General features: G+C 54.6%; 19 protein-coding genes. 11 read left to right on the top strand and 8 right to left on the bottom strand.

Annotated features, from left to right (window positions below; all coding sequences use genetic code 11):
• Positions 1–171: 171 nt before the first annotated feature.
• From dcyD to RTX30_RS18230, 3 genes are all read right to left on the bottom strand, one after another.
• Positions 172–1,158 (bottom strand): D-cysteine desulfhydrase, encoded by a 987-nt coding sequence (dcyD, locus tag RTX30_RS18240; RefSeq protein ID WP_312691584.1) that lies wholly within the window; start codon positions 1,156–1,158, stop codon positions 172–174.
• 247 nt (positions 1,159–1,405) lie between these two features.
• Positions 1,406–1,957, bottom strand: a complete 552-nt coding sequence (gene fliZ / locus RTX30_RS18235) for a flagella biosynthesis regulatory protein FliZ (RefSeq protein ID WP_312691583.1) — start codon at positions 1,955–1,957, stop codon at positions 1,406–1,408.
• A 64-nt stretch (positions 1,958–2,021) separates the two neighbouring features.
• Positions 2,022–2,741, bottom strand: coding sequence for an RNA polymerase sigma factor FliA (locus tag RTX30_RS18230; protein WP_061494319.1), 720 nt, complete (start codon positions 2,739–2,741; stop codon positions 2,022–2,024).
• Positions 2,742–3,229: 488 nt separating this feature from the next.
• On the opposite strand from RTX30_RS18230, the gene RTX30_RS18225 reads away from it, so the two are divergent.
• The 9 genes from RTX30_RS18225 to RTX30_RS18185 all read left to right on the top strand — a co-directional run bounded on the left by RTX30_RS18225 (position 3,230) and on the right by RTX30_RS18185 (position 11,099).
• Complete coding sequence (locus RTX30_RS18225; RefSeq protein WP_312691582.1) at positions 3,230–3,874, top strand: acetyltransferase; 645 nt, start codon at positions 3,230–3,232, stop codon at positions 3,872–3,874.
• A gap of 83 nt (positions 3,875–3,957) precedes the next feature.
• On the top strand, positions 3,958–4,200 hold the full coding sequence (locus RTX30_RS18220; protein WP_312691581.1) for an acyl carrier protein: 243 nt from the start codon (positions 3,958–3,960) through the stop codon (positions 4,198–4,200).
• Between the two features lie 3 nt (positions 4,201–4,203).
• Positions 4,204–4,947, top strand: a complete 744-nt coding sequence (locus RTX30_RS18215; RefSeq protein ID WP_312691580.1) for an SDR family oxidoreductase — start codon at positions 4,204–4,206, stop codon at positions 4,945–4,947.
• Positions 4,948–4,957: 10 nt separating this feature from the next.
• Positions 4,958–5,701, top strand: a complete 744-nt coding sequence (locus RTX30_RS18210; RefSeq protein ID WP_312691579.1) for an SDR family NAD(P)-dependent oxidoreductase — start codon at positions 4,958–4,960, stop codon at positions 5,699–5,701.
• Entirely contained in the window at positions 5,698–6,516 is an 819-nt protein-coding gene (locus tag RTX30_RS18205; RefSeq protein ID WP_312691578.1) for a transketolase, read from the top strand. The genes RTX30_RS18210 and RTX30_RS18205 overlap by 4 nt, the downstream gene beginning before the upstream one ends.
• Complete coding sequence (locus RTX30_RS18200) at positions 6,509–7,474, top strand: transketolase C-terminal domain-containing protein (RefSeq protein ID WP_312691577.1); 966 nt, start codon at positions 6,509–6,511, stop codon at positions 7,472–7,474. Before RTX30_RS18205 ends, RTX30_RS18200 begins: the two co-directional genes overlap by 8 nt.
• Positions 7,471–8,853 carry an AMP-binding protein gene (locus tag RTX30_RS18195; RefSeq protein WP_312691576.1) on the top strand — a complete coding sequence of 461 codons (1,383 nt, stop codon included), beginning with the start codon at positions 7,471–7,473 and terminating at the stop codon, positions 8,851–8,853. Before RTX30_RS18200 ends, RTX30_RS18195 begins: the two co-directional genes overlap by 4 nt.
• Positions 8,837–9,922, top strand: a complete 1,086-nt coding sequence (locus tag RTX30_RS18190; RefSeq protein ID WP_312691575.1) for an acyl-protein synthetase — start codon at positions 8,837–8,839, stop codon at positions 9,920–9,922. The genes RTX30_RS18195 and RTX30_RS18190 overlap by 17 nt, the downstream gene beginning before the upstream one ends.
• Positions 9,906–11,099 carry an acyl-CoA reductase gene (locus tag RTX30_RS18185; protein ID WP_312691574.1) on the top strand — a complete coding sequence of 398 codons (1,194 nt, stop codon included), beginning with the start codon at positions 9,906–9,908 and terminating at the stop codon, positions 11,097–11,099. Before RTX30_RS18190 ends, RTX30_RS18185 begins: the two co-directional genes overlap by 17 nt.
• Positions 11,100–11,142: 43 nt before the next feature.
• On the opposite strand, the gene RTX30_RS18180 is transcribed toward RTX30_RS18185, so the two are convergent.
• Positions 11,143–12,294, bottom strand: a complete 1,152-nt coding sequence (locus RTX30_RS18180) for a DegT/DnrJ/EryC1/StrS family aminotransferase (protein WP_312691573.1) — start codon at positions 12,292–12,294, stop codon at positions 11,143–11,145.
• Between the two features lie 249 nt (positions 12,295–12,543).
• Here RTX30_RS18180 and RTX30_RS18175 point away from each other — a divergent pair, with 249 nt between their 5' ends.
• Together RTX30_RS18175 and RTX30_RS18170 are read left to right on the top strand one after the other, a co-directional pair.
• Positions 12,544–16,110, top strand: coding sequence for a glycosyltransferase (locus tag RTX30_RS18175; RefSeq protein WP_312691572.1), 3,567 nt, complete (start codon positions 12,544–12,546; stop codon positions 16,108–16,110).
• 106 nt (positions 16,111–16,216) lie between these two features.
• Positions 16,217–16,999 carry a methyltransferase domain-containing protein gene (locus RTX30_RS18170; RefSeq protein ID WP_312691571.1) on the top strand — a complete coding sequence of 261 codons (783 nt, stop codon included), beginning with the start codon at positions 16,217–16,219 and terminating at the stop codon, positions 16,997–16,999.
• A gap of 38 nt (positions 17,000–17,037) precedes the next feature.
• On the opposite strand, the gene RTX30_RS18165 is transcribed toward RTX30_RS18170, so the two are convergent.
• The 4 genes from RTX30_RS18165 to RTX30_RS18150 form a co-directional block, all read right to left on the bottom strand.
• Positions 17,038–20,688, bottom strand: coding sequence for a glycosyltransferase (locus RTX30_RS18165; protein WP_312691570.1), 3,651 nt, complete (start codon positions 20,686–20,688; stop codon positions 17,038–17,040).
• 184 nt (positions 20,689–20,872) lie between these two features.
• On the bottom strand, positions 20,873–21,775 hold the full coding sequence (locus RTX30_RS18160; protein ID WP_312691569.1) for a flagellin: 903 nt from the start codon (positions 21,773–21,775) through the stop codon (positions 20,873–20,875).
• 199 nt (positions 21,776–21,974) lie between these two features.
• Complete coding sequence (locus RTX30_RS18155) at positions 21,975–22,877, bottom strand: flagellin (RefSeq protein ID WP_312691568.1); 903 nt, start codon at positions 22,875–22,877, stop codon at positions 21,975–21,977.
• A 178-nt stretch (positions 22,878–23,055) separates the two neighbouring features.
• Positions 23,056–23,165 (bottom strand): flagellin (locus RTX30_RS18150; protein ID WP_268886888.1); only part of this gene is annotated, 110 nt, incomplete at its 5' end.

The raw sequence follows: 23,165 nt of genomic DNA, 5'->3' as shown, positions 1-23,165 counted from the left end.
TTTTCAGTCAGGCAAGGGCACGGCCAAAATATTCCCCTGCATTGTCTATGTCATTAATCAACCAGCATAAAATCTCACCTAAGCCAAATTTATGCGATCCAGCTAACATTATTACCCGGATCGCAGTCATTATTTCTATATCAATCCACTATCGCTGCTGGCTGTTGCGAGTTAAACATGAGGATGATAGGCAAATAACGCTGGCGCTCCGCCAGTGTGCACAAACAGAATCGGCCCGTTATCTTTGAAACGATGTTGCTCAATACCATCAAGCAGGCCTGCCATTGCTTTCCCGGTGTACACAGGATCGAGAACAATTCCCTCAAGCCTGGCAAGCAGTTTTACCGCCTCCATGCCTTCATCATTCGGCATGCCATAACCTGGCGCAAAATAGTCGTCCCACAGCAGGATATCGGCGCTCGCTTCGACGTCCAGTGCCTGCGCAATCCCCTGCTGCAAGGTGACTACTTTCGGTTTTTGTTCAGCAACAGCGCGGGACACGGTGACGCCAATCAGTTCGACATCCGGCATCACCCGCTCTAACCCAACGGCCAGCCCGGCATGGGTTCCGCCACTGCCCGATGCAACAACCACCGAGGAGAGCGCGACCGCACCTTCACACTGCTGCGCTATCTCCAGCGCGCTTTCCACATAGCCCATGGCCCCCAGGGTATTTGAGCCGCCCACCGGGATCACATACGGGCGGAACCCTTGTGCTTCAACGCGCGTCGCCAGTTCCTCCAACTGCGCGACGGGGTCGGTCAACGCCTCACAAACCTCAATTTGTGCATTAAACAGATCCAACAGTAGACGGTTGCCATTGGTCAGATAGTTTTCCGCCCGTGTGCCGATGGGGTTTTCCAGTAACGCCACGCAGTGCAAGCCGAGTTTTGCGGCGACGCCTGCCGTCTGGCGTACATGGTTGGACTGGATCGCACCGGCAGTAATCAGGGTATCTGCGCCCTCGCGTAACGCATCGGCGGCAAGAAACTCCAGTTTGCGTAGCTTATTGCCTCCCATAGCGACCGGCGTGACATCATCCCGCTTAATAAAAATCTCACGGCCCAGGTAATCAGAAAGTCGCGGCAGATACTCAAGTGGCGTCGGCGCGCCAATAAATTCCAGACGGGGAAAGCGGGTCACGTTGTGCAGCGGCATAGGTCCTCCGGAGGCGGGGTAAGGTTAGGTATGGGTTTGATTATGCACCTTAAACCAGCCTGATAAAAAAGGCGCTGGTTTCAGCGCCTTTTTTACGAACCACAATGTCCCGGTGAGTTAAGCCCCACCCTGGGCACACTTCCTTTTCAGGCAGCCGTGTGTCGCCAGGCCGTGATGGCAGCAGCATCAGCCTGTTGCAGCATAACGCCGCAGGTGCGCATAACCGCACCCTGCGACGAACCGTTGCTTAATAGAGATCGGACGTAGCGCCGACGGCGATTTTTTGCACCGTTGCAAAACGCATTTGGGCTTTAAATTGCGCGTACTTGCGCAGAGCAATCCGATAATTATTGGTGCTGGTCGCGGGTAACCACGGCTCCAGATTTTCATCAAGGAAGCCTTCTTCCAGCAACTGACGGGAGATATTCAGCTCGCTAAGATGATTCCCCAGCCGGCGCAAACGCACAACATATTCGCGCACCGTGCCGTGGCTCATCTCGGTCTGTTCAAAGAGGTATTGCTTAAAGCCGATGATGTCAAAGAAATCACTCTGCTCTTTGCAATGCAAATCACCACAGAAGCGACATAGCGCAACCCACTCTTTTTGTTCCTGCTGCCAGGCCGCTTCATCCAACAGTGTATCCAGGCGCGAAATCGCGATTTTGTTCACGATTTCGCCCCGACGTACCAGAGTGATGCGGTCAAGCAGCTTGTGACAATGGGCGCAATGCGTCTGGCTGTGTTTAAAGTCTTTAAGGTAGCGGCTTAAAGGCCGTCTTTTAGGTTGCTGCACCGTCATGATAACTCCTGGTTGTCAATGCGTTGTACGGCATTTTCCCAGGAGGCGATGCAGAATCACCGACCTATAACTTACCCAGCTTGGTACGTAAGCGCTTAATGGCCTGGCTATGAAGCTGGCTGACCCGTGATTCCCCGACTTCAAGAACAGCACCAATCTCTTTCAGATTGAGTTCTTCCTGATAGTACAGTGTTAACACCAGTTGTTCACGTTCCGGGAGGGATTCAATAGCCTCCATCACACGGTGACGTAAATTACTTTCCATTAACTGGAATAACGGGTTTTCCTGTTGATGATCGTCCGTCACCAGCTCGATACTGTCGCCGTGCTCTTCCCGCCACTCATCGTAGGAGAAAAGCTGACTATTATTCGTATCGAGCAACATCTGACGGTATTCCTCTACAGGAATGCCAAGACGCTGCGAAACTTCCGTCTCCGACGCGTTACGTCCCAGCTCTTGCTCAAGTTGCCCCATAGCCTGCGCCACTTCGCGGGCATTACGCCGGACACTTCGCGGCACCCAGTCACGGCTGCGCAATTCGTCCAGCATCGCCCCACGAATACGCTGCACTGCGTAAGTGGTAAATGCCGTTCCTTGCAGGGCGTCATAACGGTCTACTGCGTTCAGTAGCCCAATGCCGCCCGCCTGTAGCAGGTCGTCCAGTTCCACACTCGCCGGCAAGCGCACCTGCAGGCGCAATGCTTCGTGACGCACCAGCGGAACATAACGCTGCCATAGCGAGTGTTTATCCATTACACCTTCAGCGGTATACAGTGAATTCACGATAAACAGCCCTGCGTTAAATGAGTTATCGGCATGATTATCCGATTCTGGAGTAGTTTTAATCGGATGAATAATGGGTGAAATGGGGGTTTATTTGCATTAATAAAAGAATTGCAATGAATCCAACAACTCTTGAAATGAAGAAACACCGAATTATCAATGCAATAAATGAGCAAGGCTAAAAACGCGTCATTCTTCACTTTTTACTCTGCAAATGTTGCCCGGTATTGTCACTGTTATTAACAAACCGCCCCTAGCCTTTTTACCCTAATTGAAATTTTAGCTGTTGACCAATGTTTATGCAGCTTTCTATCCGCTAATAAGCGAGAGAAAATGATGGTTATTCCCACCCTGATAGAACCCCCTGGTCATTTACATTAGGGCATTGATCCCGACTGCCTCTTATTACGCCCGCGCAAGACTCGCCGACGCAAGCAGGACGGTCAGATAACCGGGCATACCCTGAAATACCGCACTTCGAGGATACGATGAAACTGGCAATTTATGGTGCAGGCGGGCTGGGACGAGAAGTCCTCGAGCTGGCGAAACACATCAACGCCGCCCACCCGCGCTGGGACGCATTCTGCTTTATCGACGATTTGCACGCAGACCGACTGCTTAAAGGCCACCCTGTCGTCACACTGGACGCGCTGGACACCAATGAATATGAAGTGGTGATCGCGGTGGGTGAGCCAGCATTACGGCAGAAATTAGCTGATAAAGCACGTGCCGCCGGTTTTACGTTGCCTGTGCTGGTGCATCCCGGTGCGCAAGTCAGTGCGGATGTCACCTTTAACGAAGGCTGCGTGGTCTGTTACGGGGCATTTATCTCTTGTGACACGGTGATTGGTCGTAATGTGCATCTGCAACCCAACGCCAGTCTCGGCCATGACTGCCAGATTGGTGACGATTGCGTCATTTCTTCTTATGCCAATCTGGCGGGTCAGTGTCAGGTGGGTGCGCGTACATTTATTGGTATGAATGCAGTCGTTCGCGAATGCACGGTTATTGGCGAAGACGCCATCATTAGCATGGGTGCCGCTGTATTTGCCAATATCAACGCCGGCGTGATTGCGATGGGCAACCCGGCACGCGCGATCCGCGCAAACGACGATAAAAAAGTTTTTCGTTAAGCAACCCTATTCCCCCGCGCGGTCGTACGCGATAACGCGGGACAGATACAGATTTAATTTCCACGCTATTCTGGAGAAACACGATGTCAAATTTAGCAACTTATAACCGCATCTTCGTTGAAACCTTCGAAGTTGATGAAGCCATTCTTGCCGGATACAAATATCAGGACACGCCGTCCTGGGACTCGGTAGGCCATATGACGATGATTGCCTCGCTGGAAGATGCATTCGACATCATGATGGACACAGATGACATCATCGAATTTTCTTCCTGGGAAAAAGGCAGAGAGATCCTGAAGAAATACGACGTTGAACTTCAGGACTAAGCCATGTTGCTAAAAGCGAAAACCGCCGTTATCACCGGTTGCCTGCAGGGCATTGGCAAGGCAACGCTGGAAACCTTCGCCAAAGCGGGAGCCGATGTTTTCGCCTGTTGTCAGGCCGAAACGCCAGAGTTCACCCAATTTATTGCGCAACTGAGCGCTGAGCATCAGGTCGAGATCGTCCCGGTTTACTTCGATCTGAGCGACAACGACGCGATAAAACAGGCGGCGATGTCGATTCAGAAAGCAAAGAAACCGGTCGATATTCTGGTGAATATCGCGGGGGCTAATTTCGATGCCAATTTCCAGATGGTGACGCTGGAGCAGCTACAAAAAACCTTCACCATTAACTTCTTCTCGCAGATCGCTTTTACCCAGTACATTGCCCGCCTGATGTTGCGCCAGAAAAAAGGCAGCATCATTAACATCTCCAGCATTTCGGCACTGGACGGTAATCCGGGCCAACTGGCTTACGCCAGTGCCAAAGCGGCGTGGATTGCAGCGACCAAAACAATGTCTGCCGAGTTAGGGCCGCAAGGTGTGCGCGTCAATGCTGTAGCACCGGGTGTCATCAGTACCGCGATGACGGCATCGCTGTCTGAAGAAGTCATGGCGAGACAAATGTCACGCTGCGAGCTGAAGCGTCCTGGACTCGCGGAAGAAGTGGCCAACACATTGTTGTGGCTGGCATCTGACGCTTCCAGTTACACCACAGGCCAGGTCATCCGCGTTGATGGCGGCATGGGTTGAGGAAATAAACATGTTGATGCAAGGAAAAACGGTACTGATCACCGGTTGCCGTCGCGGTATGGGCCGCGCCATGGTGGACGTATTTGCCGCCAGTGGTGCAAATATTTATGCCCACGCACGTGAAGCCGATGAAGCCTTTACCCAGGAAATGGCGCAGGTCGCTGCCCGTTACGATGTGCAAATCTGGCCGCTTGGCTTTGATATGACTGACTACGAGGCCATGAAACTGGCGGTCAAACGCATCATGTCCGACAAACGCCCGCTGGATGCTGTGGTGAATAACGCCGGCATTACGCTAAACAGTCTGTTCCAGATGACCAGCGAAGCGCAACTCCGCGCCCAGTTTGAAGTGAACTTCTTCTCGGTGTACCTCTTTACGCAGTACGTCGCCAAACTGATGACCCGCCATCAACATGGCAGCATCATCAATATTGCGTCGACGGCAGGAGAAGATGGTAATCCGGGCAAGTCTGCTTACGGCGCATCAAAGGCGGCGCTGATTGCCATGACAAAATCCATTGCTGCTGAACTGGGTGAGAAAGGCATTCGCGCCAACTGCATCGCGCCGGGCATTACCGATACCGAGATGCTGCTCACCATGCCGGCACAAGTGGTTGAAGATGCCAAAAATGGCGCTGACTTGCGCCGTGCCGGCGAACCGGCGGAAATTGCTCAGGCGGCGTTATTCCTCGCCAGCGATCTCTCCAGCTATATCACAGGCCAGACAATTCGCGTGGATGGTGGTCTCAAATGACGCAAAAAATTCAGGATGCGGCCCGACGCATTCGTACCCGTATCGTCAATGTGGCGCACCACGCGCCGAGTGATGGAGTACACGTCTCCCCTGCTCTGTCGATGACCGACATTCTGAGTACACTGTATGGCAGTGTCATGCGTTATGACCCACAGAACATCACCAGCCGCGAGCGCGACCAGTTTATTCTGAGTAAAGGCCACGCGGCGCTGGGGCTGTACGCCACGTTGTGCGAGTACGGCATTATTAGCGAAGATCAACTCAATGAGTTTGAGATCAACGGATCCGTGTTGCAGGTTCATCCCACCAAACACCCGGAATACGGCATCGACTTCTCGGGCGGCAGCCTGGCACAGGGACTCTCCTTTGCTACCGGGCTGGCGCTGGGGCGTCGCCTGAAAGGCGAAACGTGGCAGACCTATGTGCTGGTCGGCGATGGGGAATGCAACGAAGGTGCTATCTGGGAGTGCGCGTTTATGGCAGCACACCATAACATTGATAACCTGACGCTGATTGTCGATCGCAACGGTTTGCAATCTGATGGATTCACCCGCGACGTCATGTCGATGGATCTTGAAGCGCTGTGGCGCGCCTGCCGTTGGGAAACGCGGGTTTGCGATGGTCATGATATTACCGCGTTGCAGGCGGCTTTCGACGCACCGCACCAGGGTAAACCGAAAGTGATCATCGCCAATACGGTGAAAGGTAAAGGCCTTTCATTTATGGAAAACAATAAAGAGTTTCACCGTAACCGCGTCTCTGCTCAGCAGTTGACGGATGCGCTGAATGAACTGAATGGGGGCCAGCATGATTGAGTTTAAACCCGCTACCATTCGCTCCTGGGCGATGCTCGGCTCGCGCGGCACATTTGGCATGGCGCTGCTGGAACTCGCACACGATAACGATCGCATCGTCGCCCTGTCCGGCGACTTGTGCAAATCTTCCGGTCTGGATCGCTTTAGCACCACGTACCCCGAGCGTTTCTTCAATACTGGCATCGCCGAACAGAACATGATCGGCGTTGCTGCCGGGCTGGCAGCGAGCGGCTATGTTCCTTTTGCTACCTCATTCCCTAACTTTCTGACCCTGCGTGCCGCAGAGCAGGTACGCCTGAATCTCGGTTATATGCAGGAAAACGTTAAGCTGGTTGGCCTGGCATCGGGTCTGGCAACCGGCATGTTTGGTGCCACACACCACGGTATTGAAGAGCTGGCAATGCTCCGCTCAGTCTCTAATATCGCTATTTTTTCCCCGGCAGACTGTACCGCCACCGTCAAAATGACCCAGGCCGCACTCGCCTATGATGGCCCGGTCTACCTGCGTCTTACCGGCGGTATGCGCGCACCTATCGTGTATAAAGATGATTTTGAACTGATCCCAGGCAAAGCCATTACCTTACGTGAAGGCAAAGATATCGCCATTATTGCCACCGGCAGCATGGTGCATGTTGCCCTGACCAGTGCGGGTCAACTGGCGGACCGCGGGATTGATGCCGCAGTCATAGATATGCATACCCTGAAACCGCTCGATGAAGCCGCTATCACCGCCCATCTCGGTAAAAAGCTGCTGGTGACTATTGAAGAGCACAGCATTATTGGCGGTCTCGGCAGCGCTGTCGCCGAATATGTCGGCGCGCAAACACAACGCCCCAGACAGTTAACCCTCGGTATTCCGCAAGGTTACCCGCATGCGGGCGATTATGGCTGGATGCTGGAGCAAAGCGGTCTGACAGCAGAAAACCTCACAGCACAGGTCATGGACGCACTGCAATGAATGCTTTCTGGCATACCCACCAGCACCCGGCTTCACAACTGGCGCTGAAAGACGATCGTGGCGTAAGCCTCAGTTACGGAGAGTTGACCGCACGCGTTGACGAACTGGCGCAGCACATTCCACCCCGCGCGCTGGTGTTTATTTTTTGCCGTAACCAGGCCGAAACCGTCACCGGCTATCTGGCCTGTCTGAAACAAGATGCGGTAGCGTTATTGCTGGATGACGCCCTTGATACCGCACTCGCGCAGCAGCTTATTGACACCTATCGCCCGTCCTATCTCTGGCAACCGCACGACGGCAGCTACCGGCTGAAGACGACAGGGTTAACGCCCTGGCCGCTGCATGATTCTCTCGCGTTGCTGATGACGACATCCGGCTCAACAGGCAGCCCGAAACTGGTGAGACTCACTAAACGCAACCTGCAAAGTAATGCCGCCAGCATTGCGCATTATTTGCAAATTGATCGCCACGAGCGCGGTCTGGTGAGTCTGCCGGTGAACTACGTTTACGGGCTGTCGATTATCAACAGCCATCTTCATGCCGGAGGCAGCCTGCTGCTGACCGGGCACAGCGTGATGCAGCGTGAGCTGTGGGATTTTGTCCGCAGCGAGCGTGCCAGCTCCTTCGCTGGCGTGCCTTACACCTGGGAGATGCTGCGTAAACTGCGGTTTATGCGCATGGATCTGCCGGATTTATGCACGCTGACTCAGGCAGGCGGTAAGCTGGCGCCCGCTTTACAGCAGGAGTACACCGAATTCGCCGCTCAACAGGGTAAACGCTTTATCGTGATGTACGGCGCAGCAGAAGCCACTTCGCGTATGGCCTGGCTACCGCCAGAAGACGCCGCGTCGCGTTACGGTTTTATCGGCAAGCCTATCCCCGGTGGTGAATTCCTGCTGCTCGGGGAGGATAACCACCCGGTGACCACGCCTGGGGTGCACGGCGAATTGATCTACCACGGTGAAAACGTGGCTCTCGGTTATGCTGAGCGCGGCGAAGATCTCGCCCTCGGCGACGATTTTGCCGGCCGGTTGCATACCGGTGATATCGCCACTGTCGACAGCGAGGGTTTTTATCGGATTGTCGGGCGTAAAAAACGCTTCCTGAAAATATTCGGCAACCGCGTAGGGCTGGACGAAATGGAAGCACTGCTCAAAACAGCCTTTCCGGATACATCAATCGCCTGCGATGGACGTGATGACTTGCTGTGCATCTTTATTACCGATGCGTCGCTTGCTACGGCGGCTAAACAGTATGCGGCGGACATCAGCAAACTTCACCCGTCGGCATTTCGCGTTATTCCCCTTGCCGGGATCCCCAAAAATCCGGCAGGCAAGACGCTCTACCATAAGCTGAAAGATTATGTCCCTGCCGTTTGAAGCGATCCTTAACATTGCGCCCTACTCGCTGGCTCGCGAGGAAAAACGTGCGCTATTACAGGCACGATTGCAGACCTTAACCACGCAGCACTATGCACGTTGCGAAGCGTATCGCGGCATGCTGGATGCGCAGTCCGTGCGTCCTGCATCTGTTGCTACGCTGGAAGATATTCCCTTTCTTCCTGTTTCGCTGTTTAAATCGCTGGCGTTGAAAAGCATCCCGGACGATGAGATTGTCAAAACCATGACATCGTCCGGCACCACGGGCCAGCAGGTGTCGCGTATCTTTCTCGATAAAAGCACGGCTTCTCATCAGCAAAAAGTGCTGGTAAAGATCGTCAGCCAGTTTACAGGCGCCAGCCGTCTGCCAATGTTAATTATCGACTCCCCGGATGTACTGAAAGACCGTCTGCAATTTTCAGCACGCGGTGCGGGCATTCTTGGCTTTTCACTGTTTGGTGCCGATCGCGCCTGGGCGCTGGATGAAAACATGGCGCTGAACATGCCGGTGATCGAGGCGTTCCTGGAAAAACACCAGGGTAAGCGCATTCTGCTCTTCGGCTTCACATTTATGGTGTGGCAGCATTTTTATAAAGCGCTGGTCGCCAGCGGTAAAACACTGGCGCTGAACAATGCGTTACTGATCCACGGTGGCGGCTGGAAAAAGTTACAGCATGAAGCCGTGTCGCCCGCCGACTTCGCACGGCGGTTAGAGGATGTCTGCGGTTTACCTGCGGTGCACGATTATTACGGCATGGTCGAACAAACCGGCTGTATCTATATGCAATGCGAGCAGGGCCATCTGCACGCATCGATTTTCTCCGATGTGATTATTCGCGATCCCCTGGATTTTTCCTGCGCTCCCGTCGGGAAGCCGGGGATCATCCAGGTGCTGTCGCTGTTGCCTGAATCGTACCCAGGCCACTCTTTGCTGACAGAAGACGAAGGCGTATTGCTTGGCGAAGACGACTGCCTGTGCGGACGCAAAGGCAAATATTTCCGGATCCTTGGCCGCCTGAAAAAGGCCGAATTACGCGGGTGTAGCGACACATATGCAGCAGAGTTTTAACGGTCTGACCTTTATTATGGGCAACGAAGCGCAACTGCGGGCGATGCCTGAACAGGCAACGTACCCGGCTTTTGCCCCGGAAATTCTGGCATTGCTGCACACCTTTTCCCGGCTGGCATTGCACGATGCTGAAGCAAAAGCGTGGCCGGATGTGATCAGCCTTGGTTTCTGGTGCCGGGAAGCCTCGCTGACGCAAATGCGTGCAGCTTACGCCGATCTGACTCACTGCTATGGCCGCGGCGTCGCTTTTCATATCGCCCCCGGCAATGTGGCTGCCAACTTCGCTTACTCATTGTTTACCGGCTTACTGACCGGCAATGCCAATATTGTTCGTTTACCGGGGCGTGATCACCCGCAGGTGGCGATCATTGTGCGATTGCTGGCGGGTGCGTTAACGCAGCATCCTGCGCTGGCGCCCTATATCTGTCTGCTGCGTTATGAACGCCAGCAGTCCGTGACTGATGCCCTTTCTGCACTGTGCGATACCCGCATTATCTGGGGCGGCGATGAAACTATCGCGCAGATCCGTCGCTCGCCGCTGAAACCGCGCGCGCGTGAAATCGCTTTTGCCGACCGCTACTCCATTGCCGCCATTGACGCAGACAGCTATCTGGCGCATGCACACAAAGATAAACTGGCACAGGCATTCTTTAACGACACGCTGCTAAACGATCAAAACGCCTGTTCTTCACCGTCGCTGCTGGTCTGGCTGGGCAAAGAGACTCAGAGCGCTCGCGACGTATTCTGGCAACATTTTCATGCCTTCGCGTCACGCTTTTACACCCTGGAGCCGGTGGCCGCTGTGAATAAACTGACACGGCTTTGCCTGCTGGGCGCAACCTGGCCGGGCGTTAAACAAGTGCCGGGTGAAGATAATTTACTGGTGCGCGTTGAACTGCCCGAGGTCAATAGCGCGATAATGGACTTACGCGGCAATTGTGGTTTCTTCCTGGAATATGTTGCCCGTTCACTGGATGAAATCGTGCCGGTCTGTGGCGAGCGGTGTCAGACGCTGGCAACGTTTGGCATTGATAAAGAAACCGTAAATGCGTGGCTGGCAGCGCGTCGCCCACAAGGTATTGACCGCATAGTACCCTTTGGCAGAACGCTGGATTTCACCCTGCAATGGGATGGCTATGACCTGGTCGCGATGTTGACGCGCACCGTCGTCAGTTAATGGCGGATGAGACAAAAAACGCCGGATAACCGGCGTTTTTTTATCAGGCAACGTGGCGAACAGATTTACCGGGCTTTTTCGTTTTCTGAGCATGGCTGCGGATGATATCAATCACCCGCAACTGATCGGCTTCTTTCAAATCCGGGTAGATCGGCAGGCACAAAATTTGTTCTGCGATGGCATTGGCTACCGGTAAATGATCCACCGACGCAGTCGCTAAATGGCGGTACATCGCAAAGGAGCTGATCAGCGGGTAGAAATAGCGCCGCGAGTAGATCCCCTCGGCTTTTAGCGCATCGTACAGTCCGTCACGGGTTAAGGCATACTCGCCGCCCACCAGCACCGGATAATAAGCATGGTTCCAGTCAAAACGTCCGGCGGCGTCAAACCAGTTAATACCCGGAATGCCTTGCAACCCTTCACAGTAACGCTGATAAATCGCCGAACGGGCAGCTAACGCGCCATCAATGTATTTCAGTTGCAGCAGGCCAAACGCCGCTTCCATTTCGTTCATTTTGGCGTTGATCCCCGGCGCAACGACACGCGTTTCCCCGGCGAAGCCAAAGTTTTTCAGGTAATCAATGCGCTGTTTAGTACGCGCATCGTGGCAGATGATCGCCCCGCCTTCGAAGGTGTTAAACACTTTGGTGGCGTGGAAACTGAGCACCGACAGATCGCCATGATTGAGGATGCTGACGCCGTCCTGACGAACCCCAAAGGCGTGCGCTGCGTCGTAAATCACTTTCAGCCCGTAGACATCGGCAATTTGTTGGATTTTATCGACATCGCAAGGAATACCGTAGCAGTGCACCGGCATAATGGCCGTCGTTTGCGGCGTAATCAGCTCTTCAATGCGCTCAGGGCAAATATTAAAAGTCTGCGGATCAATATCGGCAAAGACGGGCGTCAGCCCATTCCACAACAAGGTGTGCGAGGTCGCGACAAAAGAGTAAGGCGTGGTGATCACTTCACCAGTCACGCGCAAAGCCTGCAATGCCGTCAACAGTGCCAGCGTACCATTGGAAAACAGGCACACGTGTTTTACGCCAAGGTAGTTCGCCAGCTCGTCTTCAAGCTGTTGATGAAAAGCGCCACCGTTGGTCAGGATGCGGTTTTGCCAAATCTTCTCCATGTAGGGTATGAACTCCTCAAGAGGAGGCAAAAGCGGACTCGTGACAAAGATGTTATCGCCCATAAGCGAACCTGCATATTTAAGAGGAATGCCCTCATCTTAGCGATGAGCAATCACTTTCGATCGGCAAAACAACGTCTATTTTCGGTGCCAATTAATCTAAACAAATCCTCTTCCGGCTCACTATCATCAGAATAGGGCTATAAAAATTGAGATGTTTAGCTGCTGAGTTAAGGGCAGTGTATGACAGAGTCATACCCTCACACCGATCAGTCAGCGCTTCGCGCGCGAAGCGCAACCAATGGATGAATAATGAACGAACACGCTCTGGTGAGTATCATCATTCCGGCGTATAAGCCGGATTTCTTCGAAACCGCACTGTGCAGCGCGCTCAATCAAAGCTGGCCGAATTGCGAAATCATTATCAGCGATGACAGCCGCGACGACACCATCCGACTGATCAGCGAGCGTTACGCCCGTGAGGCCGCCACACCGATAAAATACTTCAAAAATGAGACGGCGCTGGGCGAAGAGAATAACACCCTGCGCTGCGTGCGCGAGGCGCAGGGTCATTACATCAAGTTCCTCTACGACGACGACATCCTCTTCGAACACTGTATCACCCGGCTGGTGAACGCACTGGAGTCTGCCCCTGGCAATCGGCTGGCCACGTCACGCCGTTTACGCGTTGATGAATACGACAAACCGCTGGCGGACATTGTCGCCACTGCCGCGCCGTTTGCTGAAGATGTGATCCTCGACGGGCGCGATGTCATTGCTTACTTTGCCGACACGCTGGTGAACTTTATTGGTGAACCCAGCGTAATCCTGTGTTACCGCGACGATTTACTGGCGTTTGGTGAGGGATTGTTCCTCCTGAAAGGCGAGGCCATGCCGTTTCTGGCCGATATGACCATTTCATTAAAACTGCTGGCGCTGGGCAATCTGGCCTTTGTCGCTGAGACACTTTCCGCTTTCCGTATTTCAGGAAACCAGCAAAGCCAGTTGAACCAGACACGCCAGGATCAGGTCACCCGCACCTATACACGCATGCCAATCGTGATCCGCGAGCTGGGCTGGTACAAAGGCGATACTGAACAGAATCAGTGGGTCAATGTGGCCCCAATGCATGCACCAACGCAGTTCAGCCAGCAGAACCTGCACCACGCCATGTTACTCTCCGCCCAGCGTTCGCTGACGCATTTTCGCAGCGGCAAAATCCATGAATGGCTTGCTGGGCGTACGCTGCCTGCACAATATCGTCCGTTAGTGGAGGCTTTTCAGGAAGCACGCGGTACCACGCAAACCCTCACCGTCTTTGTTTTTCAACCGGGCAACAACACCGCTGCCTGTGAAAAAACACTGGCCAGCATCGCAGCGTACCAAAGTGTGGGACTGACCATCAGCCCGGTGGTGATTTGCGAAAACCCGCAAGCAGCGCCCGCAACAGCACCGACGCTCATCTGTCCGTATGCGCTACGCGCCACTGCGGTTAATCAGTATATTGCCGCCCGCCCTGGCGACTGGCTGTTGTGCCTGGACGCCGGAGAAACGTTACAAAGCAGCGGCATGTTGATGTTTGACCTGGCGCTGGACAGTGCGGCAGGCTGCGACGCCGTGTACGGCGATGCGTTTTACCAGGCCGCTGACGGCGAACTGACCGGCTCGGCCTTCCGTCCGGACTTTAACCTCGACCTGCTGTTGAGCTACCCGTCGGAGATGGCGCGCCACTGGATTTTCCGCAGTGCGACCCTGCTCGAGCTAGGGGGTTTCAATACGGAATATCAACAGGCGTGGCAGTTCGATTACATCGTGCGTTTGATTGAACAAAAAGGCATTCAGTTTGCTGGTCATCTGCCGGAAATTTTTGTTATCGCACAGGATCCCCAGCAAATGACGCAGGCGGAAGAGGTGGCGATCCTCACTCGCCACCTGCACCACCGTGGTTATCCGCAGGGCCGCGTGGAGGCGCCAAAACCAGGTCTGTATGCGTTGCGCTACCAGCATGAGCAGCAGCCGCTGGTGTCAATTATTATCCCGACCAAAGACCAACTTTCGATGCTGATCCCCTGCGTCACGAGCCTGCTGGAAAAAACACGCTACGCGAATTACGAACTGCTGATCGTCGACAACAACAGCGAAACCCCGGAAGCCCTGCAATGGCTGGAAGGGCTTTCCACCATCGATCCACAACGTATCCGTGTACTGCGTTACCCCTACCCTTTCAACTACTCGGCGATTAACAATATGGCGGCGCGGGAAGCGCGCGGTGAATATCTGGTGTTGCTTAACAACGATACCGCCATCATCAGCGCTAACTGGCTGGATAACCTGCTTAACCATGGCCTGCGCCCGGAAGTGGGCATTACCGGCGCAAAACTGCTCTATCCAACCAGCAAAGTGCAGCATGCCGGTGTGGTGCTTGGCCTGCGCGGCCCTGCCGACCACCCGTTTATCGGCAGTGAGTCCGAGCGCAGCGGCTACATGAACCGCCTGCAGGTTGATCAGAACTACAACGTTGTGACGGCCGCCTGCCTGCTGATCCGTAAATCGGTCTATGACCAGGTGGGCGGGCTGGATGAAGAGAAATTCAAAGTCTCTTATAACGATGTCGATTTATGCCTGAAAGTGCGCGAAGCCGGGTATCTGACGGTCTGGACGCCACATGCGATGGTGATGCACGAAGGCAGCGTGAGCCAGAACAAAGTGGACAAAACCGCGCAGGAGAAGAAGCGCATTCGCTTTATAGGCGAGCAGGACGCGATGTACGAAAAATGGATGCCGCTGATTGCCAGCGATCCGGCTTACAACCCCAATCTGACGCTGGAGGGCGAAGGCTTCCAGTTTACGCTCGGTGAACACGATACCTGGCAGCCGTTGCACTGGAAACCGCTACCGCGTTTTATTACCTATCCGTTAAGCGATCACCAGGAGACGCAACAGCGGCTGGTACAACCGCTGGATCGCCTGAAAGCCGCCGCACTGGCTGATGGACAAAACGCCTACCGCGCCACCTCGTTTGCAGAAATTGTGCGTTACGCGCCGGATGCGTTGATCCTGTCGCGCCAGTGCTCGCCGTTTCTGCAGGAGTGGCTGCAGCGCCTGCGCAAAGTGACCCAGGTCTTCACCGTTTTTGATATCGACGAGTACCTGCCCGCCTTACCTGCCAAATCGCCGCTACGGGAAAAATTCCCGGCGGATTTCCAGCAGGTTCTGCGCGGCACGGTCGCCAGCGCCGATCGTCTGGTGGTCGCAAGCGATGTGCTTGCCGAAACCTGCGCTGGCTGGAATCACGATATTCGCGTTGTCCCTACACGCCTTGATCCTGCACAGTGGGCCAGGCTGACCAGCCTGCGCGGCATCGGGCAGAAGCCGCGCGTTGGCTGGGTGGGTAGCGCGGAACGCAGCGCCGATCTGGATGTGATATACCCCTTAATCAGCCAGCTTGCCGACCGGGTTGACTGGATCTTTTTTGGCTATTGCCCGCCGGCACTGCGCCCTTATCTGAAGGAGTATCACGCATCCTGGTCCAGCGAAGTGTATGCACAGCGGCTGGCTTCGCTCAATCTGGACCTCGCGCTGGCCCCACTGGCCGATAATCTCTTCAACCGCAACCTCAGCCCGCTGCGTTTGCTCGAGTATGGCGCGTGCGGCTATGCGGTGATTTGCAGCGATAATATCTGCTATCGCAACGATTTGCCGGTCACCCGTGTGGCCAGTTCAGCGAAGAAATGGCGAGAAGCCATTGAAATGCACCTGCACGATTTACCGGCAACGTGGAAACAGGGCGATGCGCTGCAAGCCTGGGTCCGTGAACATGGCATGTTACGGGGTGAGAATTTGCTTCAGCACGCGCGCAGCTGGCTACCTGACGCATGATGGTCAGGTGCCGGGACCGCAATTTTTCAGCAAATCGATTATATAAAGGACAGTTATGTCTAAAAGCACATGCCTTATTTGTGGCACAGAGATGAGGCTATATTTCGTGAAGGAGGCGTATCTCGCACCTTCAACCCGCAATTTCACACAACAGCTGGTTCCCGTACAGTTTGATGAATGCCCGGCGTGCCATTTTCTCAGTTCACGAACGCACCAGTCGTTACCCGCGCAGGTGTGGGAAAAACTGAATCACGACCTGCATCATTATGCTGAAACAGAAGGGCGCAAGACGCACGATTTTAATCAACCGCCCTACCTTGCACAGGCAATGATGGTTGAACTGCTGGCACGCAACGGTCTTATTGATGACAGTGCCATCCTCGATTATGCCGCCGGTTACGGTTCACTGAGCCATATCCAGCGTAAATATTTTAACCGGGGCATCACCTGCTACGATAAGTACGTCAGAAACCCGGAACAGCACTATATCGACAATCCGCAGAAAAAAGCGTGGTCGCTGGTGATTAACTCGGCCATGTTTGAGCATGTCCTGACGCGTGCAGACCTGGATGCGGTCAACGACCTGGTTTCCGATACCGGGGCACTGATGATCCATACCGTGGTGGTGGAACGCGTGCCGAAAGATCCGAACTGGTTCTACATTGACACGCCGGTGCATACTGCCGTGCATACAAACCAGAGCATGGAGCGGCTGATGGCGCAGTGGGGGTACAAGTCCTCCATTTATAGCCCTGTCAGTAAAGCCTGGGTGCTGCTGCGTAAGCCGTACAGAGAGGTCCAGGCTCTGGTAGAGAGCATTAACGCGGAGCTGCAAACTGAATGGTTGTTCGGTAAAGAGGGTTTTGTTGATTACTGGAAAACCCGCTAAATCTGCCGATGAAAAAAGGCGCTTTGCAGCGCCTTTTTTTATTTCCCGGCAGGTAACCAGCCCTGACGCCAGTCATCCAGCCCGGCATCGCGCAGATACCAGTTTTGCAGGATAGCCTCGCGCAGCGCATCGCCCTGGCGTTCACGTAATGCTGCATCGTTAATATAAGCCAGAACCGCATTCATCCAGTCTTTGAAACGGTTTTCAACCAGGGTAACCGGCAAACCACAGCGATAAGGTTCAATGTCGGTGGCAATGATCGGCACGCCGCAGGTGCCAATTTCCAGCAGACGCAGGTTGCTCTTACATTCGTTGAACTGGTTGATTTGCAGCGGCACCAGCGCCAGGTCGAGATCCAGCGACGCCAGTTTTTCCGGGTACATTTCAAATGCCACGCCAGGGTGAAACTCGCAGCGTACATTGCGCGGTTTCATCCCCATAAATACCCATTCCACCTTTCCTTCCAGCTCTTTGATCAGCGGTAACAGGATCTCCAGATCGCCCGAATGGGAACTGCCGCCTGCCCAGCCAACGCGAACCTTTTTCCCCACGCCGCGCGCGCTGCGCAAGTGCTCCCACTGATTCGGCGCAAGGCGGTTTTGCGCAATACGAATATCAGAATGGAAACGGCTATAGGCTTCGGCCAGCGGCTGCGTGGACACCACTATCCAGTCGGCGCTATCCATCACTTTCCGGAAACTTTTCAGCATCTGTTGCGGGAAGTGCTGACGGTTGCCGTTTTTAATCGGCACATTCAGTAAATAGTCGTCATATTCCAGCACAATTTTCGCCTGGCTGACTTCGCGCAGTTGCTTAAAGATATCCGGGAAACGGCTGCCGGTAATCAGCTCCAGCAGGATGACATCCGGCTGAAGTTGCGCCACTTCCATCACGCCTGGGATGGTGTTGGTTAATCCGCCTTCAAGCATCAGGTGCCGTTCCATTGCTTTAAACGGCTGCATCACCCGGTGGTGACCGCCGCCAACCCAGTTAATGTGGTGTGCCAGCACCACCGGTAACGGTCGCCCTGGCAACGGGGCATGCAATCGCGCACTGCTGGCGCTCAGGCTAAAGGCCTTGCCCATTTTTTGCATTAACGGATGGTAAGACGGCTCTGCCAGCAGCCCCTGCTGCCACTCGCGGCGCAGGGTGGAATAGTCCTGCAGTAACGGGCGTTCCTGCACATGGAATTTATTACCCAGCAGACGCGTCGCGCCCCCCATATGGCGGACGCGGGCATATGGCGTCCAGACATTGAGAAAGCCCTGTTTCTGTGCGCGCAGACCCAGATCGACATCCGCGAAATAGAGTGGGTAAGTTTCCTGGGTAAAGCCATTCAGCGCGAAGAACACTTCTTTACGCACCATCATGCAGGAGGCGCTGACCGCCGCGAGGTTACGCGGGGTTTTCAGATAGTACTGGAAGCCGTTGCTTTGACCATCGGCGCCCTCGAAAGCAACTTCCACGCCATGCTGCACGCCCAGCAGATAGCCGCCATGCTGAATGCGTCCATCGTGGTATTCCAGCCGGGCACCAACCAGACCAATTTCCGGGCGGAGTGCATGCTCCAGCAGCGCGTCCAGCCAGTCTCCGTCCACGATTTCGCAGTCATTATTGAGGAAAACCAGCACATCGCCGCGCGCTTGCTGCGCCGCCGCATTGTTAATTTCGGCAAAATTAAACGGCGCGTCATAACGCAGAATACGCACCTGATCGATCCCCAACGCGGCCAGATCATTCAGGAAGCGACAGGCATCCTCGTCCACCGACTGATTATCGACAATGACTATTTCGTAGTGCGGGTACCGGGTCTTTTCCATCAGACTTTCAATACACCGCTTGAGTAAGGCAAATCGGTCACGGGTTGGAATAATGATCGATACCAGCGGCTTAGCCTGCCAGTGATAACGCAGTCGTTTGATCTGCGGTGCCAGCCCCGCTTCCAGCGTGGCGTTAATGCCAAGACGCTGCATATGCGCCAGCAGGATCTGCTCGCATTCGCCAGTGACCTCCGGCGTCTCACTCCAGCGCGTTGCCGGGTGCGGGCTTTCGACCAGAACCTCTGCTACATGGCCCAGCGCCTCTGTCCCCTGCCCTTCTACAAAACGCCACAGCAGATCGATCATCGCCGCCTGCGGGAATTGGCTGTTCAGGCCACCCAGTTGCCGGGCGATGTCGCGGTTAAACAGCAGGACGCGACCGATATACGGCAGGCCGCGCAGCAGGTCGATATTGACCTCCGGGCGCAGGGTCAGGATCGGTTCGCCATTCTCCGCCCGTGTCATTTCGTCGCAGTAAAATAGCCACGCCTTTTGTTGCTGCATACGTTGTTCGGCAAAACGCAGTAACGCGTCGTCGCGCAGCGTGTAGCCTGCCGGGATGAGTAGCAGCGCTTCGGCATCGCGTGTGGCCAAAAGCTGATTGACGGTCGCAACCCAACGGGCATCATCGGCAACCACATCCACACTGGAGGGTGCCAGCGACTGGCTTTTCACCGAAGCGAGCGTGCATGCGCTGTGTTCATTATCGCCAAGGATAATCACGCCAATACTGGCTTTGTCTGGCCATGCGTTAGCAAAAGTAAGCAGTGCTTCACGCCGGGCATCACTGATTTGCCGGTCTTCCAGCCAGCGATTAAAGGAGTAATCGCTGGTTTGCTGCTGCGCCAGCACGGCTTTGCTGTGAAAACTGAGGGTGTAGCGGGATTTCTCATCCAGTACGAACGGTTTTTCGACCAGCTTCTGAGCGAAAATGGCCGTAAGTGCCGCCTCGAGTTGCCATTTGACCGCATAATACGGGCGCTGCGCCTGCGCCCATGCCAGCGCACTGGCATAGCCGTTTTGCAGCAAATCCACCCACTCATCAGCGTCCGGGCAGTCACGCAGCGATAAGGCGCAGAAGTGCTCCGCCTCATGCCGGGCAACGTTATCTTCCGTGAGGTAGCCTTCCACGTAGCCATCGTTAACGAGGAAAACAGGAATACCCAGCGTCAGGGCTTTTGCCACACTGTCTTCGTTGCCGATGACAACGTCATACTGCTCAAGCCAGGCTGGCTCAATGCGCTGCACCTGCTGGCTGAGATCGAGCCACTCAAACTGGATCCCGGCATCGCGCACACGTTGCTGCACTTCATACATTTCGGCGGACATTTTCACCGCAATGTAGAGCACGCGGCTCAACGCCTGCGACTCACGGGTGCGAGTGTAATGGCCAAACGCAGCCGGCACCGTCCACGGCAGCGTCTGGAGCTGCGCGGGTTCGATCCCCGTCTGCAGCAACAGCGCAGAGGTACGCGGTGAGAGATCGAGCGTCAGCGCGGCAAACTGGTTCTCCAGCGCCACACCCCACGGAATATAGACATCGTTGTAATCACTAAAATGACGGAAAACCATCGCCCCGGACAGTTGCCCTTCATCTATCGCGCGCAGCAGTTTTTCACTGAAGAAACCGCGGTAAACCCAGATAACGTCGTAATGCGTTTCGGGCTCACCCTGTTTGTCGGTGATCACCGTAAAGCGCCCGGTTGCTTCCAGGCGTGCGATTTCCCCGGCCAGTGCCTGCCCTGCCGCGCTGGTAATTACATCCACACGCCAGCCGTCCGCCAGCAAGGCGTCGGTAATGTCGAGCAGTTCGCTGCTGTGGGGGGTAAAGGCGTCAAATTTATCAACGCTGAGTAGTATGCTTCGCATCTGTCATCCTCATATCACCGGGCGCGGAGTGCCGGGCAATGGCAAAAGGCGGTCCTGTCGTTATGCAATATTGTGGGCGACGAAGGAAAGATTGAGAGGAAAAACAGCTTGCAGAAAAGGGGTTATATCTGGCGATTGACCATAAAAAAAGGCATCCGAGGATGCCTTTTTAAAGAATGGCGAATTAACGCAGCAGGGACAGCATGGTCTGCGGAACCTGGTTGGCCTGCGCCAGTACAGAAGAACCGGCCTGCTGCAGGATCTGCGCTCGCGACATGTTCGATACTTCGGTCGCGTAGTCGGAGTCCTGAATACGGCTGCGCGCTGCAGACAGGTTGTTCACGGTGTTGTTCAGGTTGGTGATGGTGGACTCGAAACGGTTCTGAGACGCACCCAGCAGGCTGCGCTGATCGTCAACCGCTTTGATGGCCGCATCGATGTCTGCCAGCGGGCTGCCGTCAGTGGCACCGCCGGTGGTCACAGTACCGCTCAGTACGTCGAAACCTTCTGCAGAAGTAGAACGCGCAGTGCCGTTCACCAGGCCGCCAGTTGCGCCGGTTGCAGAAGAAGTGCTGAACAGGTTGTAAGAATCAGACTTGCTCAGGCTGATGGAGATGGTTTCGCTGTCTTTCGCGCCAACCTGGAAGCTGTAGCTGCTGGAGCCGGTACCGGTGTTCAGGACTTTGATGCCGTTGAAGTCGGTCTGCGTGGTCACACGGTTGATCTCTTCCATACGCTGGTTAACTTCAGCCTGGATGGAGTCGATGTCGGAAGCAGAGTTGGAGCTGTTCTGCGCCTGAACGGTCAGGTCACGGATACGCTGCAGGTTGTTGTTGACTTCGCTCAGCGCGCCTTCAGCAGTCTGCGCCAGAGAGATACCGTCGTTGGCGTTACGGGCAGCAACGGTCAGGCCGTTGATGTTGGAAGTAAAGCGGTTAGCAATCGCCTGGCCAGCAGCATCATCTTTTGCACTGTTGATACGCAGACCGGAAGACAGACGCTCGATCGCCGTGCCCAGAGAAGACTGAGATTTAGTCAGGTTGTTCTGAGTCATCAGCGACAGGGTGTTAGTATTAATAACAGCCATGATAGTTATCCTTCATTGAGAAATTTATATTCCGGCATGGGCCAGCGGCTTCATCACCGTCATAATAGTTATCGACGTGACTGACGAACTCTTTAGCTATTTTTATATTTTTTGAGCGATTTTTGTCTAAAAAACAAACCATAACCGTAATAAAAAAGCGCCGACAAGCGGCGCTTTTTGCGTACTACAAAATTTGCGATTAACGCAGCAGGGACAGCATGGTCTGCGGAACCTGGTTGGCCTGAGCCAGTACGGAAGAACCGGCCTGTTGCAGGATCTGCGCTCGCGACATGTTCGATACTTCGGTCGCGTAGTCGGAGTCCTGAATACGGCTGCGCGCTGCAGACAGGTTGTTCACGGTGTTGTTCAGGTTGGTGATGGTGGACTCGAAACGGTTCTGAGACGCACCCAGCAGGCTGCGCTGATCGTCAACCGCTTTGATGGCCGCATCGATGTCTGCCAGCGGGCTGCCGTCAGTGGCACCGCCGGTGGTCACAGTACCGCTCAGTACGTCGAAACCTTCTGCAGAAGTAGAACGCGCAGTGCCGTTCACCAGGCCGCCAGTTGCGCCGGTTGCAGAAGAAGTGCTGAACAGGTTGTAAGAATCAGACTTGCTCAGGCTGATGGAGATGGTTTCGCTGTCTTTCGCGCCAACCTGGAAGCTGTAGCTGCTGGAGCCGGTACCGGTGTTCAGGACTTTGATGCCGTTGAAGTCGGTCTGCGTGGTCACACGGTTGATCTCTTCCATACGCTGGTTAACTTCAGCCTGGATGGAGTCGATGTCGGAAGCAGAGTTGGAGCTGTTCTGCGCCTGAACGGTCAGGTCACGGATACGCTGCAGGTTGTTGTTGACTTCGCTCAGCGCGCCTTCAGCAGTCTGCGCCAGAGAGATACCGTCGTTGGCGTTACGGGCAGCAACGGTCAGGCCGTTGATGTTGGAAGTAAAGCGGTTAGCAATCGCCTGGCCAGCAGCATCGTCTTTTGCACTGTTGATACGCAGACCGGAAGAGAGGCGCTCAATCGCCGTGCCCAGAGAAGACTGGGATTTGCTCAGGTTGTTCTGAGTCATCAGCGACAGGGTGTTAGTATTAATAACAGCCATAATAGTTATCCTTGGTTAAGTTTATATTCCGGTAAGCGCCAGCGGCTTCATCACCGTCATAATAGTTATCGACGGGATTACAAAACTCTTTAGCTTATTTGGCAGAAAAATATCTTACGGAAAACATTAAAAAAAAAGCGCCGACGAGCGGCGCTTTTGCGTACTAAATAATTTGCGATTAACGCAGCAGGGACAGCATGGTCTGCGGAACCTGGTTGGCCTGAGCCAGTACGGAAGAACCGGCCTGTTGCAGGATCTGCGCTCGCGACATGTTCGATACTTCGGTCG

This window comes from Kosakonia sp., from assembly GCF_032052965.1.
Taxonomy (GTDB): Bacteria; Pseudomonadota; Gammaproteobacteria; order Enterobacterales; family Enterobacteriaceae; genus Kosakonia.
Note: the sequence above shows the minus strand (reverse complement) of the source record. Positions and strands in the feature narration are given on the sequence as shown.